20 protein-coding genes and 1 pseudogene are annotated in these 20,165 nt (G+C 45.7%); 19 read left to right on the forward strand and 2 right to left on the reverse strand.

Translation table 11 applies throughout. The features are described 5' to 3' along the window. Positions 1 to 297: 297 nt before the first annotated feature. A complete protein-coding gene (locus tag LKD46_RS16080) occupies positions 298 to 1,320 on the reverse strand; it encodes an ABC transporter substrate-binding protein (RefSeq protein WP_227574368.1) in 1,023 nt (340 codons plus the stop codon). Positions 1,321 to 1,589: 269 nt separating this feature from the next. Here LKD46_RS16080 and LKD46_RS16085 point away from each other — a divergent pair. The 7 genes and pseudogenes from LKD46_RS16085 to LKD46_RS16115 all read left to right on the forward strand — a co-directional run. Continuing rightward, positions 1,590 to 1,709 (forward strand): annotated as a pseudogene (locus LKD46_RS16085) (helix-turn-helix domain-containing protein); the annotation flags it as partial. A gap of 220 nt (positions 1,710 to 1,929) precedes the next feature. After that, entirely contained in the window at positions 1,930 to 2,622 is a 693-nt protein-coding gene (locus tag LKD46_RS16090) for a response regulator transcription factor (protein WP_055195328.1), read from the forward strand. Then, the gene (locus LKD46_RS16095) at positions 2,619 to 3,650 is read left to right on the forward strand and encodes a sensor histidine kinase (RefSeq protein ID WP_227574369.1); all 1,032 of its coding nucleotides are present in this window, start codon (positions 2,619 to 2,621) and stop codon (positions 3,648 to 3,650) included. The genes LKD46_RS16090 and LKD46_RS16095 overlap by 4 nt, the downstream gene beginning before the upstream one ends. A gap of 165 nt (positions 3,651 to 3,815) precedes the next feature. Continuing rightward, complete coding sequence (locus LKD46_RS16100; protein ID WP_055201191.1) at positions 3,816 to 5,849, forward strand: ABC transporter permease; 2,034 nt, start codon at positions 3,816 to 3,818, stop codon at positions 5,847 to 5,849. A gap of 129 nt (positions 5,850 to 5,978) precedes the next feature. Then, entirely contained in the window at positions 5,979 to 6,239 is a 261-nt protein-coding gene (locus LKD46_RS16105; RefSeq protein WP_155177826.1) for a hypothetical protein, read from the forward strand. A gap of 5 nt (positions 6,240 to 6,244) precedes the next feature. Then, on the forward strand, positions 6,245 to 6,910 hold the full coding sequence (locus LKD46_RS16110; protein ID WP_005927557.1) for an ABC transporter ATP-binding protein: 666 nt from the start codon (positions 6,245 to 6,247) through the stop codon (positions 6,908 to 6,910). A gap of 14 nt (positions 6,911 to 6,924) precedes the next feature. After that, positions 6,925 to 9,303, forward strand: coding sequence for an ABC transporter permease (locus LKD46_RS16115; RefSeq protein ID WP_227574370.1), 2,379 nt, complete (start codon positions 6,925 to 6,927; stop codon positions 9,301 to 9,303). Between the two features lie 225 nt (positions 9,304 to 9,528). On the opposite strand, the gene LKD46_RS16120 is transcribed toward LKD46_RS16115, so the two are convergent. Continuing rightward, positions 9,529 to 10,569, reverse strand: coding sequence for a DUF6076 domain-containing protein (locus LKD46_RS16120; RefSeq protein WP_227574371.1), 1,041 nt, complete (start codon positions 10,567 to 10,569; stop codon positions 9,529 to 9,531). Between the two features lie 302 nt (positions 10,570 to 10,871). On the opposite strand from LKD46_RS16120, the gene LKD46_RS16125 reads away from it, so the two are divergent. The 12 genes from LKD46_RS16125 to LKD46_RS16820 all read left to right on the forward strand — a co-directional run. Then, positions 10,872 to 11,096, forward strand: coding sequence for a helix-turn-helix domain-containing protein (locus LKD46_RS16125; RefSeq protein WP_005362423.1), 225 nt, complete (start codon positions 10,872 to 10,874; stop codon positions 11,094 to 11,096). Positions 11,097 to 11,243: 147 nt separating this feature from the next. Then, positions 11,244 to 11,447 (forward strand): hypothetical protein, encoded by a 204-nt coding sequence (locus LKD46_RS16130; RefSeq protein WP_004614949.1) that lies wholly within the window; start codon positions 11,244 to 11,246, stop codon positions 11,445 to 11,447. 286 nt (positions 11,448 to 11,733) lie between these two features. Continuing rightward, complete coding sequence (locus LKD46_RS16135) at positions 11,734 to 12,051, forward strand: DUF3847 domain-containing protein (protein WP_008816380.1); 318 nt, start codon at positions 11,734 to 11,736, stop codon at positions 12,049 to 12,051. Between the two features lie 2 nt (positions 12,052 to 12,053). After that, entirely contained in the window at positions 12,054 to 13,526 is a 1,473-nt protein-coding gene (gene mobQ, locus LKD46_RS16140; protein ID WP_227574373.1) for a MobQ family relaxase, read from the forward strand. Between the two features lie 47 nt (positions 13,527 to 13,573). Beyond that, positions 13,574 to 14,314: a CHC2 zinc finger domain-containing protein gene (locus tag LKD46_RS16145; RefSeq protein WP_014079457.1), complete on the forward strand. Its 741-nt coding sequence runs from the start codon at positions 13,574 to 13,576 to the stop codon at positions 14,312 to 14,314. Then, positions 14,199 to 15,539 carry a virulence-associated E family protein gene (locus LKD46_RS16150; protein ID WP_227574374.1) on the forward strand — a complete coding sequence of 447 codons (1,341 nt, stop codon included), beginning with the start codon at positions 14,199 to 14,201 and terminating at the stop codon, positions 15,537 to 15,539. The genes LKD46_RS16145 and LKD46_RS16150 overlap by 116 nt, the downstream gene beginning before the upstream one ends. A gap of 270 nt (positions 15,540 to 15,809) precedes the next feature. Beyond that, positions 15,810 to 15,995 (forward strand): hypothetical protein, encoded by a 186-nt coding sequence (locus tag LKD46_RS16155; protein WP_004849804.1) that lies wholly within the window; start codon positions 15,810 to 15,812, stop codon positions 15,993 to 15,995. Positions 15,996 to 16,102: 107 nt separating this feature from the next. Further along, positions 16,103 to 17,725: a recombinase family protein gene (locus LKD46_RS16160; RefSeq protein ID WP_008791695.1), complete on the forward strand. Its 1,623-nt coding sequence runs from the start codon at positions 16,103 to 16,105 to the stop codon at positions 17,723 to 17,725. Between the two features lie 177 nt (positions 17,726 to 17,902). Further along, positions 17,903 to 18,694 carry a transcriptional regulator gene (locus LKD46_RS16165; RefSeq protein WP_227574372.1) on the forward strand — a complete coding sequence of 264 codons (792 nt, stop codon included), beginning with the start codon at positions 17,903 to 17,905 and terminating at the stop codon, positions 18,692 to 18,694. Positions 18,695 to 18,836: 142 nt separating this feature from the next. After that, positions 18,837 to 18,992 carry a hypothetical protein gene (locus tag LKD46_RS16170; protein WP_015527375.1) on the forward strand — a complete coding sequence of 52 codons (156 nt, stop codon included), beginning with the start codon at positions 18,837 to 18,839 and terminating at the stop codon, positions 18,990 to 18,992. Positions 18,993 to 19,441: 449 nt separating this feature from the next. Next, positions 19,442 to 20,086, forward strand: a complete 645-nt coding sequence (locus tag LKD46_RS16175; protein WP_118608691.1) for an IS607 family transposase — start codon at positions 19,442 to 19,444, stop codon at positions 20,084 to 20,086. A 16-nt stretch (positions 20,087 to 20,102) separates the two neighbouring features. Beyond that, on the forward strand, positions 20,103 to 20,165 hold a 63-nt coding region (locus tag LKD46_RS16820), incomplete at its 3' end, for a helix-turn-helix domain-containing protein (protein ID WP_227574375.1).

Below are 20,165 nucleotides of genomic sequence, written 5' to 3' on the forward strand. Positions count from 1 at the left end.
TAGTTAATACAATTACTATTTTGTCCATCTTCAATTACTTGCATAAATTCGATGGACGCGTCTTATATCCCCATAGCGGAAACAAGGGGTTTTACGACGCATTGGATAAACAGTGAGTAAAATACCGGTACCACAATTACGGAAAGGTAGATCACTGCTGCCGGTATCAGAAACGCATATGCACCGAAATCAACTTTTCTTTTTTTCTTATTCCCTCTTTATTACATACAAAAACCTGCGGTTTTTATAAAAGCCGCAGGTTTTTCCCATGTTTTTTTAAACTTTCTAAACTATTTTTTAATTTTCACATGCTTTCTGTGCATACTCTGTCTGCACCAGATTTTCATACGCTGTACGATCCGTCAGCTCACCTGCATCTTCCAGGATATCCTGCAGAAGCTCAAAGCTGTCTTTTTCAAAAATAAGATTTTCTTTCCAGGTATCCTGGTCATAATAACGTTTTACAATGGCAGTAATGGTTTCAAGATCTGTTTCTTTGAACTGCGGTGCGATCACTTCTGCGATTTCCTCCGGCGTATGACTCTGCACATAGTCCATTCCCTTCTGAAGTGCATCGGTAAATTTCTGGATGATCTCAGGGTTTTCTTTCATGTAGCTTGCTTTTGTACTGTAAGATGTATATGGTACATATCCGGATGCCTCTCCGAGCGATGCCACTACATAGCCCGCTCCTTCTTTTTCCAGAATGGTCGCAGATGGTTCAAATTCTACTGTATATGCCGCAGAATCATCACTGGTAAAAGCTGCTGCTGTGGAACCGAAATCAATGCTCTGGTCGATGGTCAGATCCTTTTGCGGATTCATGCCGTTTTTCTTCAGTATATATTCAAATACCATTTCCGGCATTCCGCCCTTACGACCGCCAAGAACCTTCTCTCCTTTCAGATCCTCCCATTTGAAATCAGGCATCTCTTCTCTTGCCACTAGAAAATTCCCCGCACGCTGGGTTAACTGTGCAAAATTTACGACAGGATCCGTGGCGCCCTCCTGATAAGCATAAACAGATGCCTCTGCGCCCATAAATCCAATATCTGCCTCACCGGAAATCACAGCAGTCATCGTTTTATCTGCTCCGAATCCCGTCACCAGCGTCAGATCCAGACCTTTCTCCGCAAAATATCCCTCCTCAATCGCCACATACTGCGGTGCGTAAAAGATTGAATGTGCGACTTCATTCAGTGTAACCTTTGTAAGCTTCTCTTCTGTGCTGTCTTTCTTCGCAGCAAATACTCCCATTGGCAGCGCCGTCACCGCCAGCACAACTGCTGCCGCCAGTGCAATCCATTTTTTATTTTTCATGCAGATACTCCTTTACAGACTTCTTCTGTTAGAGTATGCATAATTAATTAATTGGTGACCAGGGAAACATACAAAGTATCGTAAAACACAGTCTCCATGATTCCTTTTGTTAGGATATGCCCAAAAAACCAACTGCTGATCACGATCAACTTTCCCATCAGTTAAAAAATATGAATTTTATTTAACAACAATTCAATTGTGTTCAATTTCCAATCCTGCTATGATTTAATCACAAAAGCTTTTGAAATTTCAATCAGGAGAGAATTAGGATGAATATTGGAAATGTGATAAAAAAATATAGAAAAGAGTCTGGTTTCACCCAGGAGGAAATGGCAAAACGCTTAGGAGTAACTACTCCAGCGGTGAATAAATGGGAGACGGGAGTTTCCCATAGTTAAAGATACCACACCAAATATGATGAACCCACGCTTATACACTACCAGCTATAATAAACCGCAAGGACAGCAATTTGATGATACTGCTGTCCTTTCTTTTATAAAATTGCAGTACACATAAAAAAGCTGTAAAATGATAAATATATTTGTCCTTGTAACAATTCTCGGACATTTGCCTGTTATACTATCTGCAAAAAGCAAAGGAAGTGAGGATATGAAGCAGATTTTAATTGTCGAGGACGACAGTTTTTTGAATAAGATGTTGGCCTATAACCTGACCGCAGACGGCTACGGCGTGACTTCTGCCCTAAATGCCAGAACCGCAGCCGAAGCCATCCGCCAGCGGGAATTTAATTTAGTGCTGCTGGACATCAACCTGCCGGACGGGAACGGTTTTGAACTGTGCAAGCTGATAAAGCCCCAGCACCCGGATACCATCGTGATTTTCCTGACCGCCAACGATCAGGAGAGCGACCAGATACGGGGCTATGAGGTGGGCGCGGTGGATTACATCACAAAGCCCTTTGTGATCGGGGCCTTGCAGCGGAAAATCAAAGCCATGTTCGCCATGCTGGAACACCACAAACCGGCTAAGGACATTTACGACGACGGGCGGCTGTTTCTGGACTTCTCGGAGCAGACGGCTTCCCTAAACGGCAAGCCCCTGACCCTATCCCCGATGGAGTACAAAATGCTGAACCTGTTCCGCAAAAATCCCCGGCAAGTGCTGACCCGTGGGCAGCTTTTGGAAAGGCTGTGGGATATAGACGAGCGGTTTGTAGACGAACACACCCTGACAACCTCCATCAGCCGGATTCGCAGCAAGATTGAATCCGACGGCGGCGCGCCCTACATCAAGACCGTTTACGGCATGGGCTATCAATGGACGGGAGGTGAGGCAAAATGAAGTTTCAAAATCTCTCGGTAAAGCGGCTGTTTAGCCGGGTGGCAATGGGGCTTGCCCTCTCCATGTCCGGGATCACCATAGCCCTGTTTCTTGTGACAAAACAGATTGCGGTGCTGCTGACAGGCGGGACGCTGCTGCTGTGCGCCCTTGTGGGGATTTTTGTACTGACGCAGGCGTTTGGAAAGCGGCTGTCGCAGTTTACCGCTGACCTGTGCCAGACCTTAGACCACATGATCGCCGGGAATGAAGCGCCCCAGCGGCCAGAGGACAGCGAAACCCAGCTTGCCAGAATCGGACACCGGCTGGCAAGGCTTTACCAGATCATGCAGGAGAACCGCCGCCGGGTGGACGAGGAACGGCAGGAGTTACAGACCCTTGTATCGGATATTTCCCATCAGGTGAAAACGCCGGTAAGCAATCTGAAAATGGCGACGGACACCCTGCTGGAAAAGCCCATGACCGAGGCGGAGCGCACCGACTTTATCCGGGGAATCCGCAGCCAGACGGATAAGCTGGACTTTCTCTTTCAGGCCCTTGTGAAAACCTCACGGCTGGAAACGGGCGTGATCCAGTTGGATAAGAAACCGGGTCGCCTCTTTGATACCGTGGCGCAGGCCATGAGTGGGATTGTGTATGCGGCGGAGAAAAAGGAAATCGCTGTGTCCGTGGACTGCCCGGAGGATTTGACCGTTTTCCATGACAGCAAGTGGACATCCGAGGCCCTCTTTAATCTGCTGGACAATGCGGTGAAGTACACCCCGGCAGGCGGAAAAATCGCTGTGTCGGTGGTGCTGTGGGAAATGTATGTGGAGATCAAAGTAACCGACACCGGCAAGGGCATTTCCGAAAGCAATCAGGCCGCTATCTTCCGGCGCTTCTATCGTGAGGAAGAAGTACACGAACAGCAGGGCGTGGGGATTGGCCTGTATCTGGCCCGCGAGATCGTAACGCGGCAGGGCGGCTATATCAAAGTGGTTTCGGAACCGGGCAAGGGGTCGGAATTTTCCATTATGCTACCGACAAAATAGAACGCGGCGGACGGCCATTTCCGGCTGCCCGCCGTAAATTTTTTTGAAATGTCCGAGCGTTGTAACATTTCACCTCGATTTTCAATGAAATTTTTTGGCCGCTGTAACATTTCGCGGACATTTAGGTTTTACAATACCCTTATCAAATATGGAGGTGATACAACTATGACATGGCCTTTTGAAAATGACACCAGCGCCATTACAAAGAAGCTGGCGCAAAGAAGCTTCAAAGCCAACAAATTACGAAATATTGTTGCTGTAATAGCAATCGTTTTAACATCAATGCTTTTTACTTCTGTAACGACTTTATGTGTTGGAGCGATCCAGTCTATACAGACAACTATTTTGCAAATTAGGGGAACCAGCCCGTCCACTGGTACATCTGTAAATTGGATTGCCATAATAGCAGCCCTGTTTTTTATTATGATTTTTGTAATAACGGGCTATTTGCTCATTCGCAATATTTTTGAGATTTCTGTTGTTCAAGAAATAAAGAAATATGGCTTATTAAGAACAATCGGAACAACGGAGAAGCAAATCAAGCGAATTGTTTATAAGCAAGCATTTTGGCTGTCTATAATTGGTATATCTATTGGGTTGATTTTAGGATATATAGTAGGAATACTTATGCTTCCGTGGATTCTTAATTTTATGAAAGGCGAGTATCACAATCTTTCTGTGAACTTGAGTTTTAATCCTATTATTTTTGTCGTTGCCGGGATATTTAGTGCGATTACTGTTTGGGTGAGCATAAAGAAACCATTCAAAATTGCAGCTACGATTTCGCCCATTGAGGCAACCAGATACTATGAAAAAGACAATTATCATAGTGCCAACAAGAATCGTCTTTCGTTTAAGAATAGAATAACAGAAATGGCATGGAGAAATTTAAGAAGAAATTCAAAGCGTACCATATTTATCGTCTTATCCATGATACTCTGCATTATTCTCCTAAACAGTGCAATCGCAATCGGAAATAGTGTTGATGTTAAAAAATATGTATCTTCTGTTACCTCATTTGATTTTGTTGTGGCAAGCCCAAACACATTTTCTAATGTGCAAGGTTTTCGATTTAAAGATGATTCTGTTAGTAATGAAATCATATCTGATATTGAAAATAATATTCCTGTGCTGAACGGAAGTCGAATTTATAAAAACACTTTGGATGATGTCAGTGTTACTTATGATTATGGTAGTTTGGTCACGGAAGTATTAGACGAATACACAGAAGATAATCACCTTATACGAAGTGGTATGGTTGATGGCAGAACTTATCCAGTAAAACTCGGTGTTGATTATCGACCTCTTTGCAATATTTACGGGGTAGAAAAATCAATACTTCCTAAATTGAATTTCATTGAGGGAGAAACAGATATACAGCAACTAACCTCATATTTGGAAAGTGGAAACTATGTTATAGAAATTTCAGCGATCAACCCAAATGAATCTCCTGAATTTCTTTGTCCGCTCAATCAGGAAGTTACCATTTACAAAGATGGATTGCCTTATAAAACGGTTTCGGTAATTGCGCGTGCAGTGGTTGATTTTTCATTGGTAGAATCTCCGGGTAAGAATGTTGGCTACACTGATGTTGGCGGCGATTGTCCTATTTTCTATATGAGTAATGAGATGTTTGTGGAATTGTATAACAATCCAGCCATAATGAGTTATGTGTTTGATGTGGAAAAAGAACACTTTTTGCCAGCGACCGAGTACATCAATTCTTTGCCTACCGTTGAATACGCATCGTCTGAAACATTGGCACAAACTATGAATGGATTAAAACAAACTATTTTTATCATAGGTGGCCTTATTGGGTTTCTATTAGGAAGTATCGGGCTTGTGAATTTTTCCAACATCATTATAACGGGCATTATAAACCGGCAACGGGAATTTGCTACATTAGAGAGCATCGGAATGACGAAAAAACAAATTAACAAATTGACCGTATTGGAGGGATTGTTTTACGCATTTCTGATTTGTGTAATGGGTTTACCTCTCTCTCTTATTGTTGCAAATACAATTCTTCCTACTTTCTTTAATCAACCTGACTTATGGCTGTTTACAATACAGCCTACGATTTTCCCGTTGATATTAGAGGGAATTGTTATTTGCGTTGTGGCGATTATAGTTCCTCATGTTTCGTTTCGCTATTTTAGAAAAACAAGTATTGTAGCACGATTAAGGGTAGTTGAATAATAATTTTGAAATGTCCGAGCGTTGTAACATTTCACTCCGATTTTCGATGAAATTTTTTGGCCGCTGTAACATTTCGCGGACATTTGGGTTTTGCAATGACCTTATCAACAAAAGTGAGGAGGCGTTGCAATGGAACTGACCCCGACCATGATTTTGAATCTGGCGCTGCTGATCGTCCCGCCCGTTGCCCTTGTGCTGGCGTTCTGGCAAAGGCTGGCCCAGCACATCCGCTGGACGGTTGCCTTGACTACCCTCTGTGATGTTCTCCTGTTTTGGGATGAACTGTTCTACTATGAGAGCTTCGGACTGTTCGCTGTGCTGATTCTGGTACAGTTGGCGGCCACCGGCGCAGCAGCGTTCCGCATTTACAACAAACAAAGAAAGGATTGAATTTTATGAGAATTTTACAGACTATCGACCTGAAAAAGTATTACGGTACAGAGCCGAATATCACCCGCGCCCTTGACGGCGTGAACTTCTCTGTAAATGACGGCGAATTTGTGGCCGTTGTGGGAACCTCCGGCAGCGGCAAGTCCACCCTGCTTCACATGATGGGCGGGCTGGACACCCCTACTTCCGGCAATGTGATTGTCCGGGACAAAGAACTGTCGAAAATGAACGACGAACAGCTTACCATCTTCCGCCGCCGCAACATCGGCTTTATCTTCCAGAACTATAACCTTGTTCCTATCCTGAATGTGTATGAGAACATCGTCCTGCCGGTGGAGCTGGACGGGGACACGGTGGATCAGAAGTTTTTGGACGAGATCGTTCACCTGCTGGGGCTGGAAGATAAACTGAAAAATATGCCGAACAATCTTTCCGGCGGCCAGCAGCAGCGTGTGGCTATCGCCCGCGCCTTGATTACCAAACCGGCTATTGTTCTGGCCGACGAGCCAACCGGCAACCTTGATAGCAAGACCAGCGCCGAGGTGCTGGGGCTTATCAAGCGCACCAGTGCAGAGTTCCGGCAAACTGTTGTGATGATTACCCACAACAACGACATTGCCCGCCTTGCAGATCGGATTGTCCGCATTGAGGACGGCAAGATTGTGGAGTAAGGAGGTGGCAGGCTATGACATGGCCTTTTGAGAATGATACCAGCGCCATTACAAAGAAGCTGGCAAAGAAAAGTTTGCAAAGCGAGAAGCGCCGGAATCTGATGGTGGTGATTGCCGTTGCACTGGCGGCGTTTCTGATCTGCTTTACGGGAATTGTGTCTACTTCCCTGACACAAATGCAACGCAATCAGGTTGTCGATACTTATGAGGCGGTCTGGCTGGGCGTGGAGGAAAACGACATTGAAACCCTGAAAGGACTGCCGGAGTTTGAGCGCGTAGGCGGCTACTATATGCTGGGTGAGGAACTTTCGGAACAGGGCTATCATGCGTCTTATGTGTATTGCGACGCGCAAATGATGGAGATTACCAAGGCGCAGATGGAGTTGTTAGAGGGGAGGGTTCCTGAAAAAGCAAATGAAGTTGTCGTAAGCGAATACTTTCTTTCCACCTATGGAAACAATGCCAAAATTGGGGACACTGTGACCTTAGATACAGAGAGTTTTCATGGTGATTATGTCGTTACCGGCATTATGGACAGCGTAAATGAAAAAGAAGCGAATACCTGCGCTATCATTCTTTCCAACGCTGCCCTGACAGAATGGAAAGGGTTTGACCCGACTGGCTATCGCGCCTATGTCCATTTCAAAAACAGCGACCAGTTGGGCGAAGAACTGATGACCTCTTATTGCAGGGAGATTGCGGAGGAATATCAGCTTCCTATGCCCAAAATGAACAGTAAGTATTTTGCCTATGCTTCTAAATCCTTTGATTTTGCACTGATGGCAGGTGTGATTGCCCTTGTTCTGATTGGCGGCTATATTGTGATCCAGAGTATCTTCCGTATCTCCATCAATGACAAAATCCAAAGCTACGGGCAGCTTCGGACGATTGGTGCGACACCAAAGCAAATCAAGCGGATTGTAAAGAACGAGGGACGCAAACTCGGCAGTATCGGGATTCTGATTGGCACAGTGCTGGGCGTATGCGGCGGTTTCCTCCTGTTTTCCAAGGGTTTTAACGCTGTTTCCTATGTGGCAACGGTTATTTTAACGCTTATAAGCAGTTGGATCATGGTATCTGTTTCCATCCGTAAGCCGGTGAAAATTGCGGCAGGGATTTCCCCCATTGAAGCCGTCCGTTTTACCCCGGCGCAAAAGGACATCCGCAGCCGGAAAAAGAATATCAAGCTCAATCCTGTTTCAATGGGAATTGCAAATTTTAGGCGTGACCGAAAAAAGACCGTTGCTATTGTAGCCTCATTGAGTTTGGGCGGAATTATCCTGCTTGTGGTATCCTCCATTGTTTTGCTGCGCTCACCAGAGGCGCTTGCAAGACAGTTTTTCCCAGACGGCGACTATAAAATTTATTTGGATTCTGAAATGACAGAAGAAAAGGTTATGGCAGCGGGAAATCCATTGAATGAGGAATTAAAGCAGGAAATCTTATCTATTGATGGCGTTACAGATATAATTCCAAGCAGGCAATCTCTCCATGCAACTTATAAAACAGAGATTCATCAAGCTGGTGGTATGTGCGATATGCTGACCGACCAGAATTATGCGGCAGTTGAAGCGGCTCTGACAGAGGGAACCATGCCAACAGATTCCCGTAGTATTGTAATTGACTATAATGTGCTAAAGCAGAATGAGGATATGGGTGTTGGTTCAACGGTTGAGATTTCTTTGGGAGAAGAACAGCCATCCGTTTCTGTTACCATATCGGGGTTATACGCTCCTGCAAAGGTATATTCAGGACATGGCAGGATGCACTTAGATGGGGCAACTCTTTTTGCACCAGAAGCGTTGTTCCACGAACTGCACCCGGAAATCACCTCTTTTGACTATTCATGGAGCATTGTAAATGACCGTAAAAAAACGGACTATGTGGGAGCTGAATTGAAAAATATTGTTGCCAGCCATAGTAATATTGCCTTAGATGAAATCAATACAGTGATTGAATATGAAGAAATGACAAATTCTTTTGCGTTTGGCAGTATGGAGGTACTGTCATGGCTGGTATTTCTCTTTGGCGTTATCAACCTGATTAACACGACACTCTCTAACCAGATCGCCCGAAAGCAGGAAAACAGTATTCTGCGTTCTATCGGCCTAACACAAAAACAGCTATGTAAAATGAACATCTGTGAGGGGCTGTGCTATGCGCTCTTTGCAACATTGGCAACGCTGATCGTTGGGCTTCCGGCTTCCATCTTTGCTTGCAGAAAAATGAGTGTAGGTGCTTTTGCCGGAAATGTAGTGCCTTATCAATTCCCGGTTTTGGAAATGGGGCTGTTCATTCTGGTATTGTTCGGAATGGAGCTAATCTTGTCTGTATGGACAATCCGCAGACAGAAAAAACAATCTCTGATTGAACAAATGCGGGCAATGGAATAACCGTATGGGATCGGCGGGGCGGCGTGTGCTGCCCCGCTTTTTTCGTCATTTCTCAAAGAAATTTTTGAAATGTCCGAGCTTTGTAACAATTCAGCCTGTTTTTCTGTCGAAATCAAAGACGCCTCGGACATTTATAGTTCTTCCAAAAGTTTGATGATAATATTACCATTCATGGAAGAAGCAATCTGTTATTGCAATAATGCGAAATTGACGATAGAAAGTTTTTCATATCTCGGTCAGCTCAACAATTACATTACTCTGCTGATACAGCCAGTCCGTAAATTCTTTCGGGCTGGCCGTTCCTGTTTTTACAGCCTTTTTTCTCTGTAAGGCTTCTTTCTTAAAGTCGGAAAAGGAAGCCTGTATTTTTTCCAGACGGTCAGCCGGAAAGCCTGCGGTATTTTTTACCCGGTTTATTTTGTTGCGCCAGTTCTGGCATTCATTTTTATAAAGCAGGTCATAGTTATTTTCTCTTGCCCTCTCGTCAAATCCCCGCTTGTTTTGAAGCGCCTGTGCTTTTCGGCATTTGTCACTGCACAGCTCATACCGCTGGCTCTTTGCCAGAAAATATTTCCCGCAGACCTTGCACTGCCGGAAGCAAAGCCCCCAGTCATTCAGCCTGTTCAGATAATAGGTAATCAACGGGTAGAGGGACGCATAGGCAGACACACATTCTTCTGTGCGCCGGTTGTCCGGGAACCAGAGGTCAAGCCGGGTATCTTCTGACGGTGCGCCTTTGAAATAAAGGCTGCCAGCTTGAAAATGTTTCGGTTTTCCTGTCTCCCTGTCAAAGCTCATGGTTTCGTTTTGGAATACCCCGGTCAGTCTGCTCATTTTATCCATGAAGCGGTCACAGGCAGCGTTACGGTCACGGGGTTCTCTGGCAAGCAGATAGCTGTTCCAGATACGGAACGCCACATACATTTTCAGAGGGTCGTTGCTAAGATATTTCTCCCAAAGAAATTCGCTTGCCGTCTGCTCCAGCTCCGGCTGTTTCCGTCGGTTGGAGTGGAGGGCTTGCCGCAGCGGAGAAAGCCCGTATAAGTTCCAATCTCTGTCCGTGTCACGCTCAAAGTTTATCAAAAAAGTTCCCAGCGGGCGTGTCATATCACAAAGCACCTCTGCGTTTTGGCTCCCGTTCAGCCGGAAGCGGATCTGCTGTTCTTCCCCAATCAAAATCCGCTCTTTCATTTTCTTCCTGTCCAGCGTCAGGACAAACAAAATCCTCTCAAAACATGGCTCATGTCGTATAAACTGATTCTCCATCCCTATCCCCTGCCTTTGTTTATGGTAATTATATAATTCAGTTATATCCGTTACACTCATGGTATCGCAGAATCATTGTTTTGTCAAGGATAGTACGCTATGATGATTGCGGTTGGTAATTTCGTACCACACAGTACCTTGACAAGTGAATGACCGTCCAAAAGGGATATGACCGGCAGGAGAAGTGACGCATTCGGCGCACCAATGCAGGGAAACACCGCAGGAATGGGGCAGGAAAACGGCTTTTGGGGAGAACGGCAACAGGAAGCATTTTAACCTATTTGATTTATGGGAGGAACAGAATGAACGATAAAAAGAGATTGAACAGCTACGAGGATTTACCGCTGGTTCTGGATGTGGCGGACATTCAGCGGATTATGGGAATTTCAAGAGCGAGCGCCTATGAGCTGGTACACACACCCGGCTTTCCAGCGTTCCGCAGGGGCAGACTTATCAAGGTCAGCAAAATTGCTTTCTTTGAATGGATGGCAAAAGGCTCCGAAACCGTACCGGGAAGCGACAAATAAGCGTGAGGTATCATTCCCTGACTTGCAATACTGCCGCACTTTCCAAAGGGGCATCCAGAGGAAAAAAAACTTAAAAATGATACCGAGACGCTACATCAAAACAGCCTATCTGCGTACATCAGATAGAAACGGAGAAAGGAGCCGGTTATGGCAAGAATGAGTAACAAGCGGCGGTTGGAATGGTCTTTCTTCTTAAATGACCGCAGCCGTATCACTTACAACGAACTGTGCCGGAAATGCCAGCACGAATGTAAACAGAGCTTCCGGGCGGTTGTGGTTGACTGCCCGAAGTATCTTTCCAAGCGTTCCAAGAAAAAGGACAAGACTGCCGGAAACGGCAAAATCCCTTAGGAACTAAGGGCGCACTTCTATACATAGTCTAAAGACCATGTATCGTGCGTCCTGCGGAGCTTACCTCTGCCGCTGATAAAATCAGCAATCCGAGGTCTGCGTTCGCTTCGCTCCGACAAGGTGGCTACACCCCCTTGCGCCGCTAAAGCGGCTATCCCCTGTGTACCCGCCGCAAAGAGAAATCCGCTCTGCGGTTTTCCCTTTTCATCGGGTTTTATAGAAGCACTGACACACGGACTGTCTGCGGATGGTCTTTCTTTATCTTATCAGCAAAGGATGTGAGAACATGGAAAAATCTTTGGAACAGTTGAAGCAGGAATATGAAAAAACCACTGTCCTGCTGGAACAGGAAAAACGGAAAATGCAGCGTTTGAAAAACCGGCAGGCGTATCTGGAAAGCGGTTCCCGGAAACAGAGGACGCACCGGCTGATTACCCGTGGGGCAGCTATTGAGAGCATTGCACCACAGACAAAGGAGCTATCCGAAGCGGAATTTTATTCCCTCATGGAAAGCATTTTGAATCTGCCGCAGGCGGAGCATTTCATCCGGTCTGCCACAGAGAACCACGCCCGTATTTCCGGGCAGGAGAAAGGCGGTGACTAAGGATAGCACTTTATCATTTTTCAATCGCACAGATCAAGCGCAGCGCCGGTCAGAGCGCCATTGCCAGCGCAGCCTACCGAGCCGGGGAGCGTCTTTACAGCAGCTACTATGGAGAAGTCAGCGACTACACCAAAAAGGGCGGCGTGATCGCTTCGGAAATCATGCTGCCGCCCCATGCGCCGGAAATATATCTTGACCGGGCGACCCTCTGGAATGCTGTGGAGAACTGCGAGAAACATCCAAAAGCACAGCTTGCCTATTCCTTTGATATTGCCATGCAGAATGAATTGACGCTGGAAGAAAACATGGAGCTGGCGAGGAAGTTCGTACAGGAGCAGTTTGTGACAAAAGGCATGATTGCCGACCTTGCTTTTCACAGCCCGGAGAAAGAGGACGGCGGCATCCCTAACCCGCATTTTCATGTGATGACAACCATGCGCCCTTTGAACCCGGATGGCACATGGGGACAAAAACAGCGTCGGGAATATCTTCTTGATGAAGATGGAAACCGAATCCGGGATAAAAACGGCGATTATATGTTTAACGCTGTCCATACAACAGACTGGCATGAGCCGGAAACGCTGGAACACTGGCGGGAGCAGTGGGCGGCTGCCGTTAATACAAAATTTGAGGAAAAAGGGCTGGATGTGCGTATCGACCACCGTTCCTATGTGCGGCAGGGGCTTGACCTGATACCTACTGTCCACGAGGGAGCTAATGTCCGGCAGATGGAAGCAAAGGGCATCCGCACCGAGAAAGGGGAACTGAACCGCTGGATTAAAGCCACCAACCGGCTCATGCAGGATGTGAGGAAGAAGATCAAAGCCCTGTTTGTCTGGATGGCAGAGGTAAAAGAAGAACTTTCCAAACCGCAGACACCGAGCCTTGCCGACCTGTTGATCGCTTATTACAACCAGCGCAACGCAGGGGCATGGAGCAATAAAGCCAGAACCGGAAACTTAAAGCAGTTTGCCGAAGCCGTCAATTATCTGACGGAAAACAAGCTGCTCACATTAGAGGATTTGCAGGAGCGTCTTTCCTCTGTCAACGAAGAATTTGAAGCGTTAAGCGACTCCATGAAAAAGAAATCTGCCCGGATAAAGGAATTGCAGGAATTGATACGGGAGGGCGAGAATTACCAGCGGCTAAAACCTGTTCATACGGAATTGAACAATATCAAGTTTAAGAAACAGAGGGAGAAATTTGAAACATCCCACGATGCGGAGTTACGGCTGTTTTATGCCGCCCGCCGTATTTTGAAAGAAAAACTGGACGGAAAACCCATTGCCCTGAAAGCATGGAAACAGGAATACGCACAGTTAAAAACAGAGTATGCCGAACTGTCTCCGCAGCACAAGCCGCTCCTGGAGGAAGTCATACGGCTACGGCAGGTGCAGAACGCCGTAGATACCGCACTGCGCCGGAGGGAGCAGCCACAGGCAGTACAGAGAAAGAAACATGAGATGGAGCTATGATATAACCGGCAGCTTTACCGCTACCAGTATTTTTATGGAGGGAGCATTTGAATGTATTTGAAGCGGTGAAACAGTCTGTTACCACCCGGCAGGCTGCTTCATTCTATGGAATCCGGGTGGGGAGAAACGGCATGGTCTGCTGTCCATTCCACAATGACCGCACGCCCAGCATGAAAGTGGACAGCCGCTTTTACTGCTTCGGCTGCGGGGCTTCCGGGGATGTGATCGACTTTGCCGCTTTGCTGCATGGATTGGGGAAACGGGAAGCTGCGGTCAGGCTTGCGGAGGACTTCGGCGTTTCCTATGAGAAATCCGGCAATGCGCCGCCAGATAGGAAGCGTCACAACAGGTCACAGCCCCGACAAAAATCAGCGGAGCAGAGATTTCAGGAAACGGAACGGTATTGTTTCCGGGTGCTATGCGATTATCTGCGCCTGCTGGAGCATTGGAAAACAGCACACGCCCCACAGCCGCAGGATGCCATCTGGCATCCTCTTTTTGTGGAAGCGTTGCAGAGGATAAGCTACACAGAATACCTTTTGGATATTTTGTTATACGGAGAAATAGAAGAAAAAGCGGCATTGATCGCCGCACAGGGAAAGGAGGTGTTGCGGCTTGAACAGCGAATTTCAGAGCTTGCCGCCGGAAACGCAGGAAGCGGTCAAAAGGACGATGGACACAATGGAACCGGCGCAGACACCGGCAGAAATCCGGGAAACATTAGAGGGGACGCAGAAAGGCGGCGTGAAGAACAGCATCCGAAACTGCCTGACGGTGTTCCAGCGTGACCCTCTGTTTCGCGGGGCGCTGCGCCTGAACCTTTTGACGGAGCAGATTGACATTGTGAAGCCGCTGGGCTGGGAGCGCACCAGTACCACGCTGACCGACATGGACATGAACTACCTGCTTTTGTATCTGGAAGAAAATTACGGGCTTACCAGCGAGAAAAAGGTGCAGAGCGCCATCAAGATTGTTGCCAATGAAAACCGCTACCATCCAGTCAGGGATTACCTGAACAGCCTGCAATGGGACGGCACAGAGCGCATCCGTTACGCCCTGCATCACTTTCTGGGAGCCGATACGGACGAATACACCTATGAAGCCTTGAAACTGTTCCTGATGGGAGCCATCCGGCGGGTATTCAGACCGGGGAGCAAGTTTGAGGTCATGCTCTGTCTGGTTGGTGGTCAGGGAGCCGGGAAATCTACCTTTTTCCGGCTGCTGGCAGGCAGGGACGAATGGTTTTCAGACGATTTGAAAAAGCTGGACGATGAAAATGTGTACCGCAAGCTGCAAGGGCATTGGATTATCGAGATGTCGGAGATGATTGCCACAGCCAACGCCAAGAGTATTGAGGAAATCAAGTCATTCTTAAGCCGCCAGAAAGAAACCTACAAAGTGCCGTATGAGACACATCCGGCAGACCGGCTGCGGCAATGTGTATTTGGAGGGACGACCAACCGGCAGGACTTTTTGCCCCGTGACCGCACCGGCAACCGGCGCTTTCTCCCCGTGACGGTGTACCCGGAACGGGCGGAGGTTCACATACTGGACGATGAAGCGGCGGCGAGGGCGTATATCGAACAGATGTGGGCGGAAGCCATGACGGTTTATCGCAGTGGGAAGTATACGCTGTCATTCAGCATGGAAATGAACCGATACCTGAACGCCCACCAGCAGGACTTTATGCAGGAAGACACACAGGCCGGCATGATCTACGCCTATTTGGAGGACTACACCGGCGACAGGGTATGTTCCAAGCAGCTTTATGAGGAAGCGCTGGGGAACTTAAATTCCCCGGCAGACTGGGAGACACGGGCAATCTGCGAGATTATGAATACCGGCATTGCGGGCGGCATCATACAGGGCTGGGTAGCCTACAAAAGCCCGAAGCGGTATAAGAAATACGGTTCTCAAAAAGGCTGGGAGCGTGTCAACCAAGCTCCGCCGGAGGGGGACGGTTTTCAGGAAATCACGGAAGAAGAAGCCCGGCAAATGGAACTTCCATTCTGAAAAGCCACCGGTTGACAGTTTGGTTGACGCTTTGGTTGACAGCCGGTTGACGGGGAAAAGCCTGATATTTGGGGCATTTCTCTCCTTTGTCAACCATGTCAACCAAGAAATCAAAGAAAAAGTAAAAAGTAATAATAGAGCGCCTATGGATTGTTTTCAAAGTCTTTTCTGCCGGTTGACACGGTTTGGTTGACACGGAGACAGTCTGCGGCTGTACACCTGTCTGACATTCCCTTGTCGGGCATATTTCATTTATGGAGGTAACTGCCTATGGCAAAAAGCAAAAACGAGAGCAATAACAAAAACAGCGGCACCCTGCTTACCGAAAAAGACGGCACCCAGTATTTTGTCATGGGGAAAGTCCGTATCAAGGTATCGGAGCATTTCGCACAGGATGGGAAGCCGCTTGACAGCCTGCTGGAAGATGTGATCCAGCACGCTGCCGCCGCTTCCTGAAAAAATACGGAATAACGACTGTCAATCAGCCCACGCTTATGATATACTTGTACCAGCGAGTATTGTATAAGCGTGGGTTGTTTCTTTTAGAAGGAGGATTTTTAACCGTGAAACAACCATACAATACAACGATTTATAACACTGCACTATATTTGAGATTGAGCCGTGACGATGAATTACAGGGGGAAAGCGGCAGTATCCAGACCCAGCGCATGATGCTTAGACAGTATGCCGCAGAGCATGGGCTGACCGTTGTAGACGAGTACATTGACGACGGATGGAGTGGGACAAATTTCGAGCGTCCAAGTTTCCAAAGGATGATTGATGACATCGAAGACGGGAAAATCAACTGCGTTGTCACAAAGGACTTATCCCGTCTGGGAAGAAACTATATCCTGACCGGTCAGTACACGGAAATCTATTTCCCCAGCAAGGGAGTACGCTACATTGCCATCAATGACAATGTGGACACCATCAACGGAGAAAGCGAGCTTGCACCGTTCTTAAACATCCTGAATGAAATGCACGCCCGACAGACCAGCAAAAAGGTCAAGGCTGCCATGCACACAAGATTTGCCAATGGCGCACACTATGGAGCCTATGCACCGCTGGGCTATGTAAAAGACCCGGACAAAAAAGGTCATCTTCTGATCGACCCGGAAACACGCTGGATTGTAGAGAAGATTTTTGACCTTGCTGTACACGGGCGTGGAGCCGCCAGCATTACACGGATTCTGGTGGAGGAAAAAGTACCTACCCCCGGCTGGCTGAACTATGAAAGATACGGGACTTTCGCCAATATCTACGCCGGTGCGCCCGCAGAAAAAGCCTATGCGTGGACGATTGCACAGGTCAAGAGCATTTTGAAAGAGGAAACCTACATCGGTCACAGCATTCACAACAAGCAGAGCAACATTTCATTCAAGAACAAGAAAAAGGTGCGGAAGCCGCAGGAAGAATGGTATCGTGTGGAAAATACCCACGAAGCCATCATTTCTGAAGAAGTGTTCCAAAAAGTTCAGGAGCTGATTGCAAGCAGACGCAGGAAACGCAGAAACGGTACGACACAGATTTTCGCAGGATTGATAAAATGTGCAGACTGCGGATGGTCTTTAGCCTATGGGGAAAACAAGCAGAATAAGAACCCATACGGGTACTACCATTGCAGCAAGAACGGGCAGGGATTACGCCAGTGTTCCATGCACTATATCCGCTATGATGTACTGTATGCCTATGTGCTTGCAAGACTGCAATACTGGTCTATGCTGGCACAGAAAGACGAGGACAAGCTGCTGAAACGCCTGCTCAATGCCAGCGACAGGGAAAGAAACTCTGCGAAGAAAAAGCAGGCTGCGGAGCTGAAAAAGGCAGAGAAGCGTAAAGCCGAGGTTGACGGGCTGTTTGCTAAAATGTATGAGGACTGGTCTGCCGGACGCATAACCGAGTATAACTTCAATATGCTGTCCGAGAAGTACCAGAACGAGCAAAAGGAGCTTGAAACAAAAATAAGACAGCTTCACGAAACGATGGAAGCCGCCGTACAGACCGCAGCGGATGCTGAAAAGTGGATTGCCCTGATGAAACAGTATGTCAACCCTGTGGAGCTGACCGCCGAACTTCTGAACACTCTAATTGAAAAAATAACCGTCCACGAAGCTGTCAAGGGCGAGGACGGAAGCCGTGAGCAGGAAGTAGAAATCTACTACCGCTTCATCGGCAAAATCGACTGACCTTTCTTTTTTACCCAACAATATCTTTAATTAAGGGAGACGGGGAACTCCAATCCAGATATTGAACTGTTAGCACCAATTGCAAGACTGCTACATATTTCCCTTGATACCCTGTTGTCTTTTCATGAAAATCTGACAGACGTTGAAATTACAGAACTTATTCAGGAAATGGACAAAATGTTTTCAGCAGAAGGTTACGAAAAGACCTATCAATGGGCAGTAAATATCATAAAAGATTACCCTAACTGCAACATGCTTATCTGGCAGGTGGCGGTGATGCTTGACTCGCGAAGAATCATAGGTCAGTGTGAGCATCCCGATAAGTACAACGAACAGATTAATTCCTGGTACGAAATGGCACTAAATGACAAGGACGAAAAAATCCAGCACCATGCGGCAGATTCTCTGTTCGGATTCTACTTGCGAAAAGGGAATTATGAAATGGCAGAAAAATATCTGAACTATTTTTCCGACTATGATCCCATGAAAAAACTAAGACTTGGGCAATTATACATGGAACAGGAAAAAACAGAAGAAGCATATGAAAAACTGGAAAATATAATTCTTTCAGAGTATACTACTTTGAATCTTGCCTTTGGCATGATGATCACAAAAGCTCTTGACAATAAAGATCATAAATCCGCAAGATTCCTGGCCGAGAAAATGTATGCATTAGCAGGTATTTTTGAGATGGGAAAATACAATGAATGTGCAACCATGTTTAATGTTGTGGTGGCAGAACAAAATGTAGAAGATACTTTTAAGGTAATAAAACAACTGCTGGAGAATGTCGATACAATCTGTGATTTTCAGAAATCAAGATTATATAAACATATAAAATTCCAAGATGTAGAAAATCCATATGCTGAAGAAATGAAAAAAGAACTGATTGCAGGCTTCCAAAATGAAGAAGACTTTGCTTATATGAAAGGCTATAAACCCTGGAAAAAATTATTAGCAAAGTATTGATCCTGCTTATGTTTATTGCAAAATAAAAAACCTATTCATTCGCAATAGATCACATTTATAGATGAAAGAGATGCAGGCGTCGCGGCTCCTGCATCTCTTTTAACCCATAGGGTGCGTGATTGCAACGAAATTTACCACCTCAATGGATGATAAATTGCAATATATTTCAAAAATAAAAGAAGAACGTAATAAGGCACAGGACGAACTTGCTGAACTAAGGAAAATTCTTGAATTGTCAGATGATATTTCTTTGACAGAACACATTACAAAGATAAAAATAAATATTGACAAGGAGTAATTGAACCAGTATTATATAAGTACAAAGAAGTCTTTTTCCGGAGTGAGAAAGATATTATTACTTATTCAAAGGAAAGGGGCTCTGGACGAGTTCCTTTTTACATTTCATAAAATTTGATTTTATAACATATACTATGATCACAAAGTAGCTCTGGATAGGATATTCGGAGTTGTAAAACGGCGGAAATATCATTGCTGGTATTTCCGCCACTTCTTTTATAGATTATTCGCACTATTCAACCCATCCACTCAATTACGCAAAATCAAATCGTCTCATAATTTACATTAATATATGTACGCCACCCCCAAAATATGATAAGGTGAAGCAAATAGAATTTTTCAGGAGGTTATTAACAGTTAAATATAAATTATAAAATTATAAAATCATATAAGTACATGTTGAGTTTTATAAGATATTAGAGCAGAATATTATTGAAAGGAGTTGATGCTTTGAGTAAATATTATTCTATACATGAATTTTCAAAAATTATAAGCGTATCCGCCCAGACATTACGAAATTGGGATGCCAATGGAAAACTTCATCCGCATCATACTACAGTAAGCGGCTATAGATATTATTCTGACGAGCAACTCAACCAGGTAATAAATGTAAAGCCTAAAACTCGCATTACAATTGGATATTGTCGCGTTTCCAGCCATAAACAGAAAGATGATCTGGAACGACAGATTGATAATGTTAAGACATATCTTCTGGCAAAAGGACAGCCATTTGAGATGATAAGTGATATCGGTTCCGGAATTAATTATAAGAAAAAAGGACTCCAGGAATTGATCAGGCGAATATCTCAAAATCAGGTTGAAAAGGTTGTTGTTTTATATAAAGATCGGCTATTGCGATTTGGTTTTGAATTGATAGAATATATCGCTTCGCTTTATAATTGTGAGATTGAGATTATTGATAATACTGAAAAATCCGAACAGCAGGAACTTGTTGAAGATCTGGTTCAGATGATCACAGTATTCAGTTGCAAATTACAAGGAAAACGAGCGAATAAAGCCAAGAAACTTATCCGGGAATTGATACAGGAGAAAGTAGATGGTAAAAGCCATAAAAGTAATGTTAATACCAAATAATATACAGAAAACTAAGATGTTTCAGTACGCAGGTGCTTCAAGATTTGCTTATAACTGGGCTTTGGCAAGGGAAATAGAA

It is taken from the genome of Blautia fusiformis, from assembly GCF_020686995.1.
GTDB classification, from domain to species: domain Bacteria; phylum Bacillota; class Clostridia; order Lachnospirales; family Lachnospiraceae; genus Blautia_A; species Blautia_A fusiformis.

Coding starts and splice junctions, on each gene's coding strand:
- LKD46_RS16095 (WP_227574369.1), top strand. CDS start 2,619: ATGAAGTTTCAAAATCTCTCGGTAAAGCGGCTGTTTAGCCGGGTGGCA.
- LKD46_RS16150 (WP_227574374.1), top strand. CDS start 14,199: ATGGACACAATGGAACCGGCGCAGACACCGGCAGAAATCCGGGAAACA.
- LKD46_RS16120 (WP_227574371.1), bottom strand. CDS start 10,569: ATGGAGAATCAGTTTATACGACATGAGCCATGTTTTGAGAGGATTTTG.
- LKD46_RS16105 (WP_155177826.1), top strand. CDS start 5,979: ATGGAACTGACCCCGACCATGATTTTGAATCTGGCGCTGCTGATCGTC.
- LKD46_RS16090 (WP_055195328.1), top strand. CDS start 1,930: ATGAAGCAGATTTTAATTGTCGAGGACGACAGTTTTTTGAATAAGATG.
- LKD46_RS16080 (WP_227574368.1), bottom strand. CDS start 1,320: ATGAAAAATAAAAAATGGATTGCACTGGCGGCAGCAGTTGTGCTGGCG.
- LKD46_RS16115 (WP_227574370.1), top strand. CDS start 6,925: ATGACATGGCCTTTTGAGAATGATACCAGCGCCATTACAAAGAAGCTG.
- LKD46_RS16100 (WP_055201191.1), top strand. CDS start 3,816: ATGACATGGCCTTTTGAAAATGACACCAGCGCCATTACAAAGAAGCTG.
- LKD46_RS16110 (WP_005927557.1), top strand. CDS start 6,245: ATGAGAATTTTACAGACTATCGACCTGAAAAAGTATTACGGTACAGAG.
- LKD46_RS16130 (WP_004614949.1), top strand. CDS start 11,244: ATGGCAAGAATGAGTAACAAGCGGCGGTTGGAATGGTCTTTCTTCTTA.
- LKD46_RS16135 (WP_008816380.1), top strand. CDS start 11,734: ATGGAAAAATCTTTGGAACAGTTGAAGCAGGAATATGAAAAAACCACT.
- LKD46_RS16125 (WP_005362423.1), top strand. CDS start 10,872: ATGAACGATAAAAAGAGATTGAACAGCTACGAGGATTTACCGCTGGTT.
- LKD46_RS16165 (WP_227574372.1), top strand. CDS start 17,903: ATGTTTTCAGCAGAAGGTTACGAAAAGACCTATCAATGGGCAGTAAAT.
- LKD46_RS16170 (WP_015527375.1), top strand. CDS start 18,837: ATGGATGATAAATTGCAATATATTTCAAAAATAAAAGAAGAACGTAAT.
- LKD46_RS16155 (WP_004849804.1), top strand. CDS start 15,810: ATGGCAAAAAGCAAAAACGAGAGCAATAACAAAAACAGCGGCACCCTG.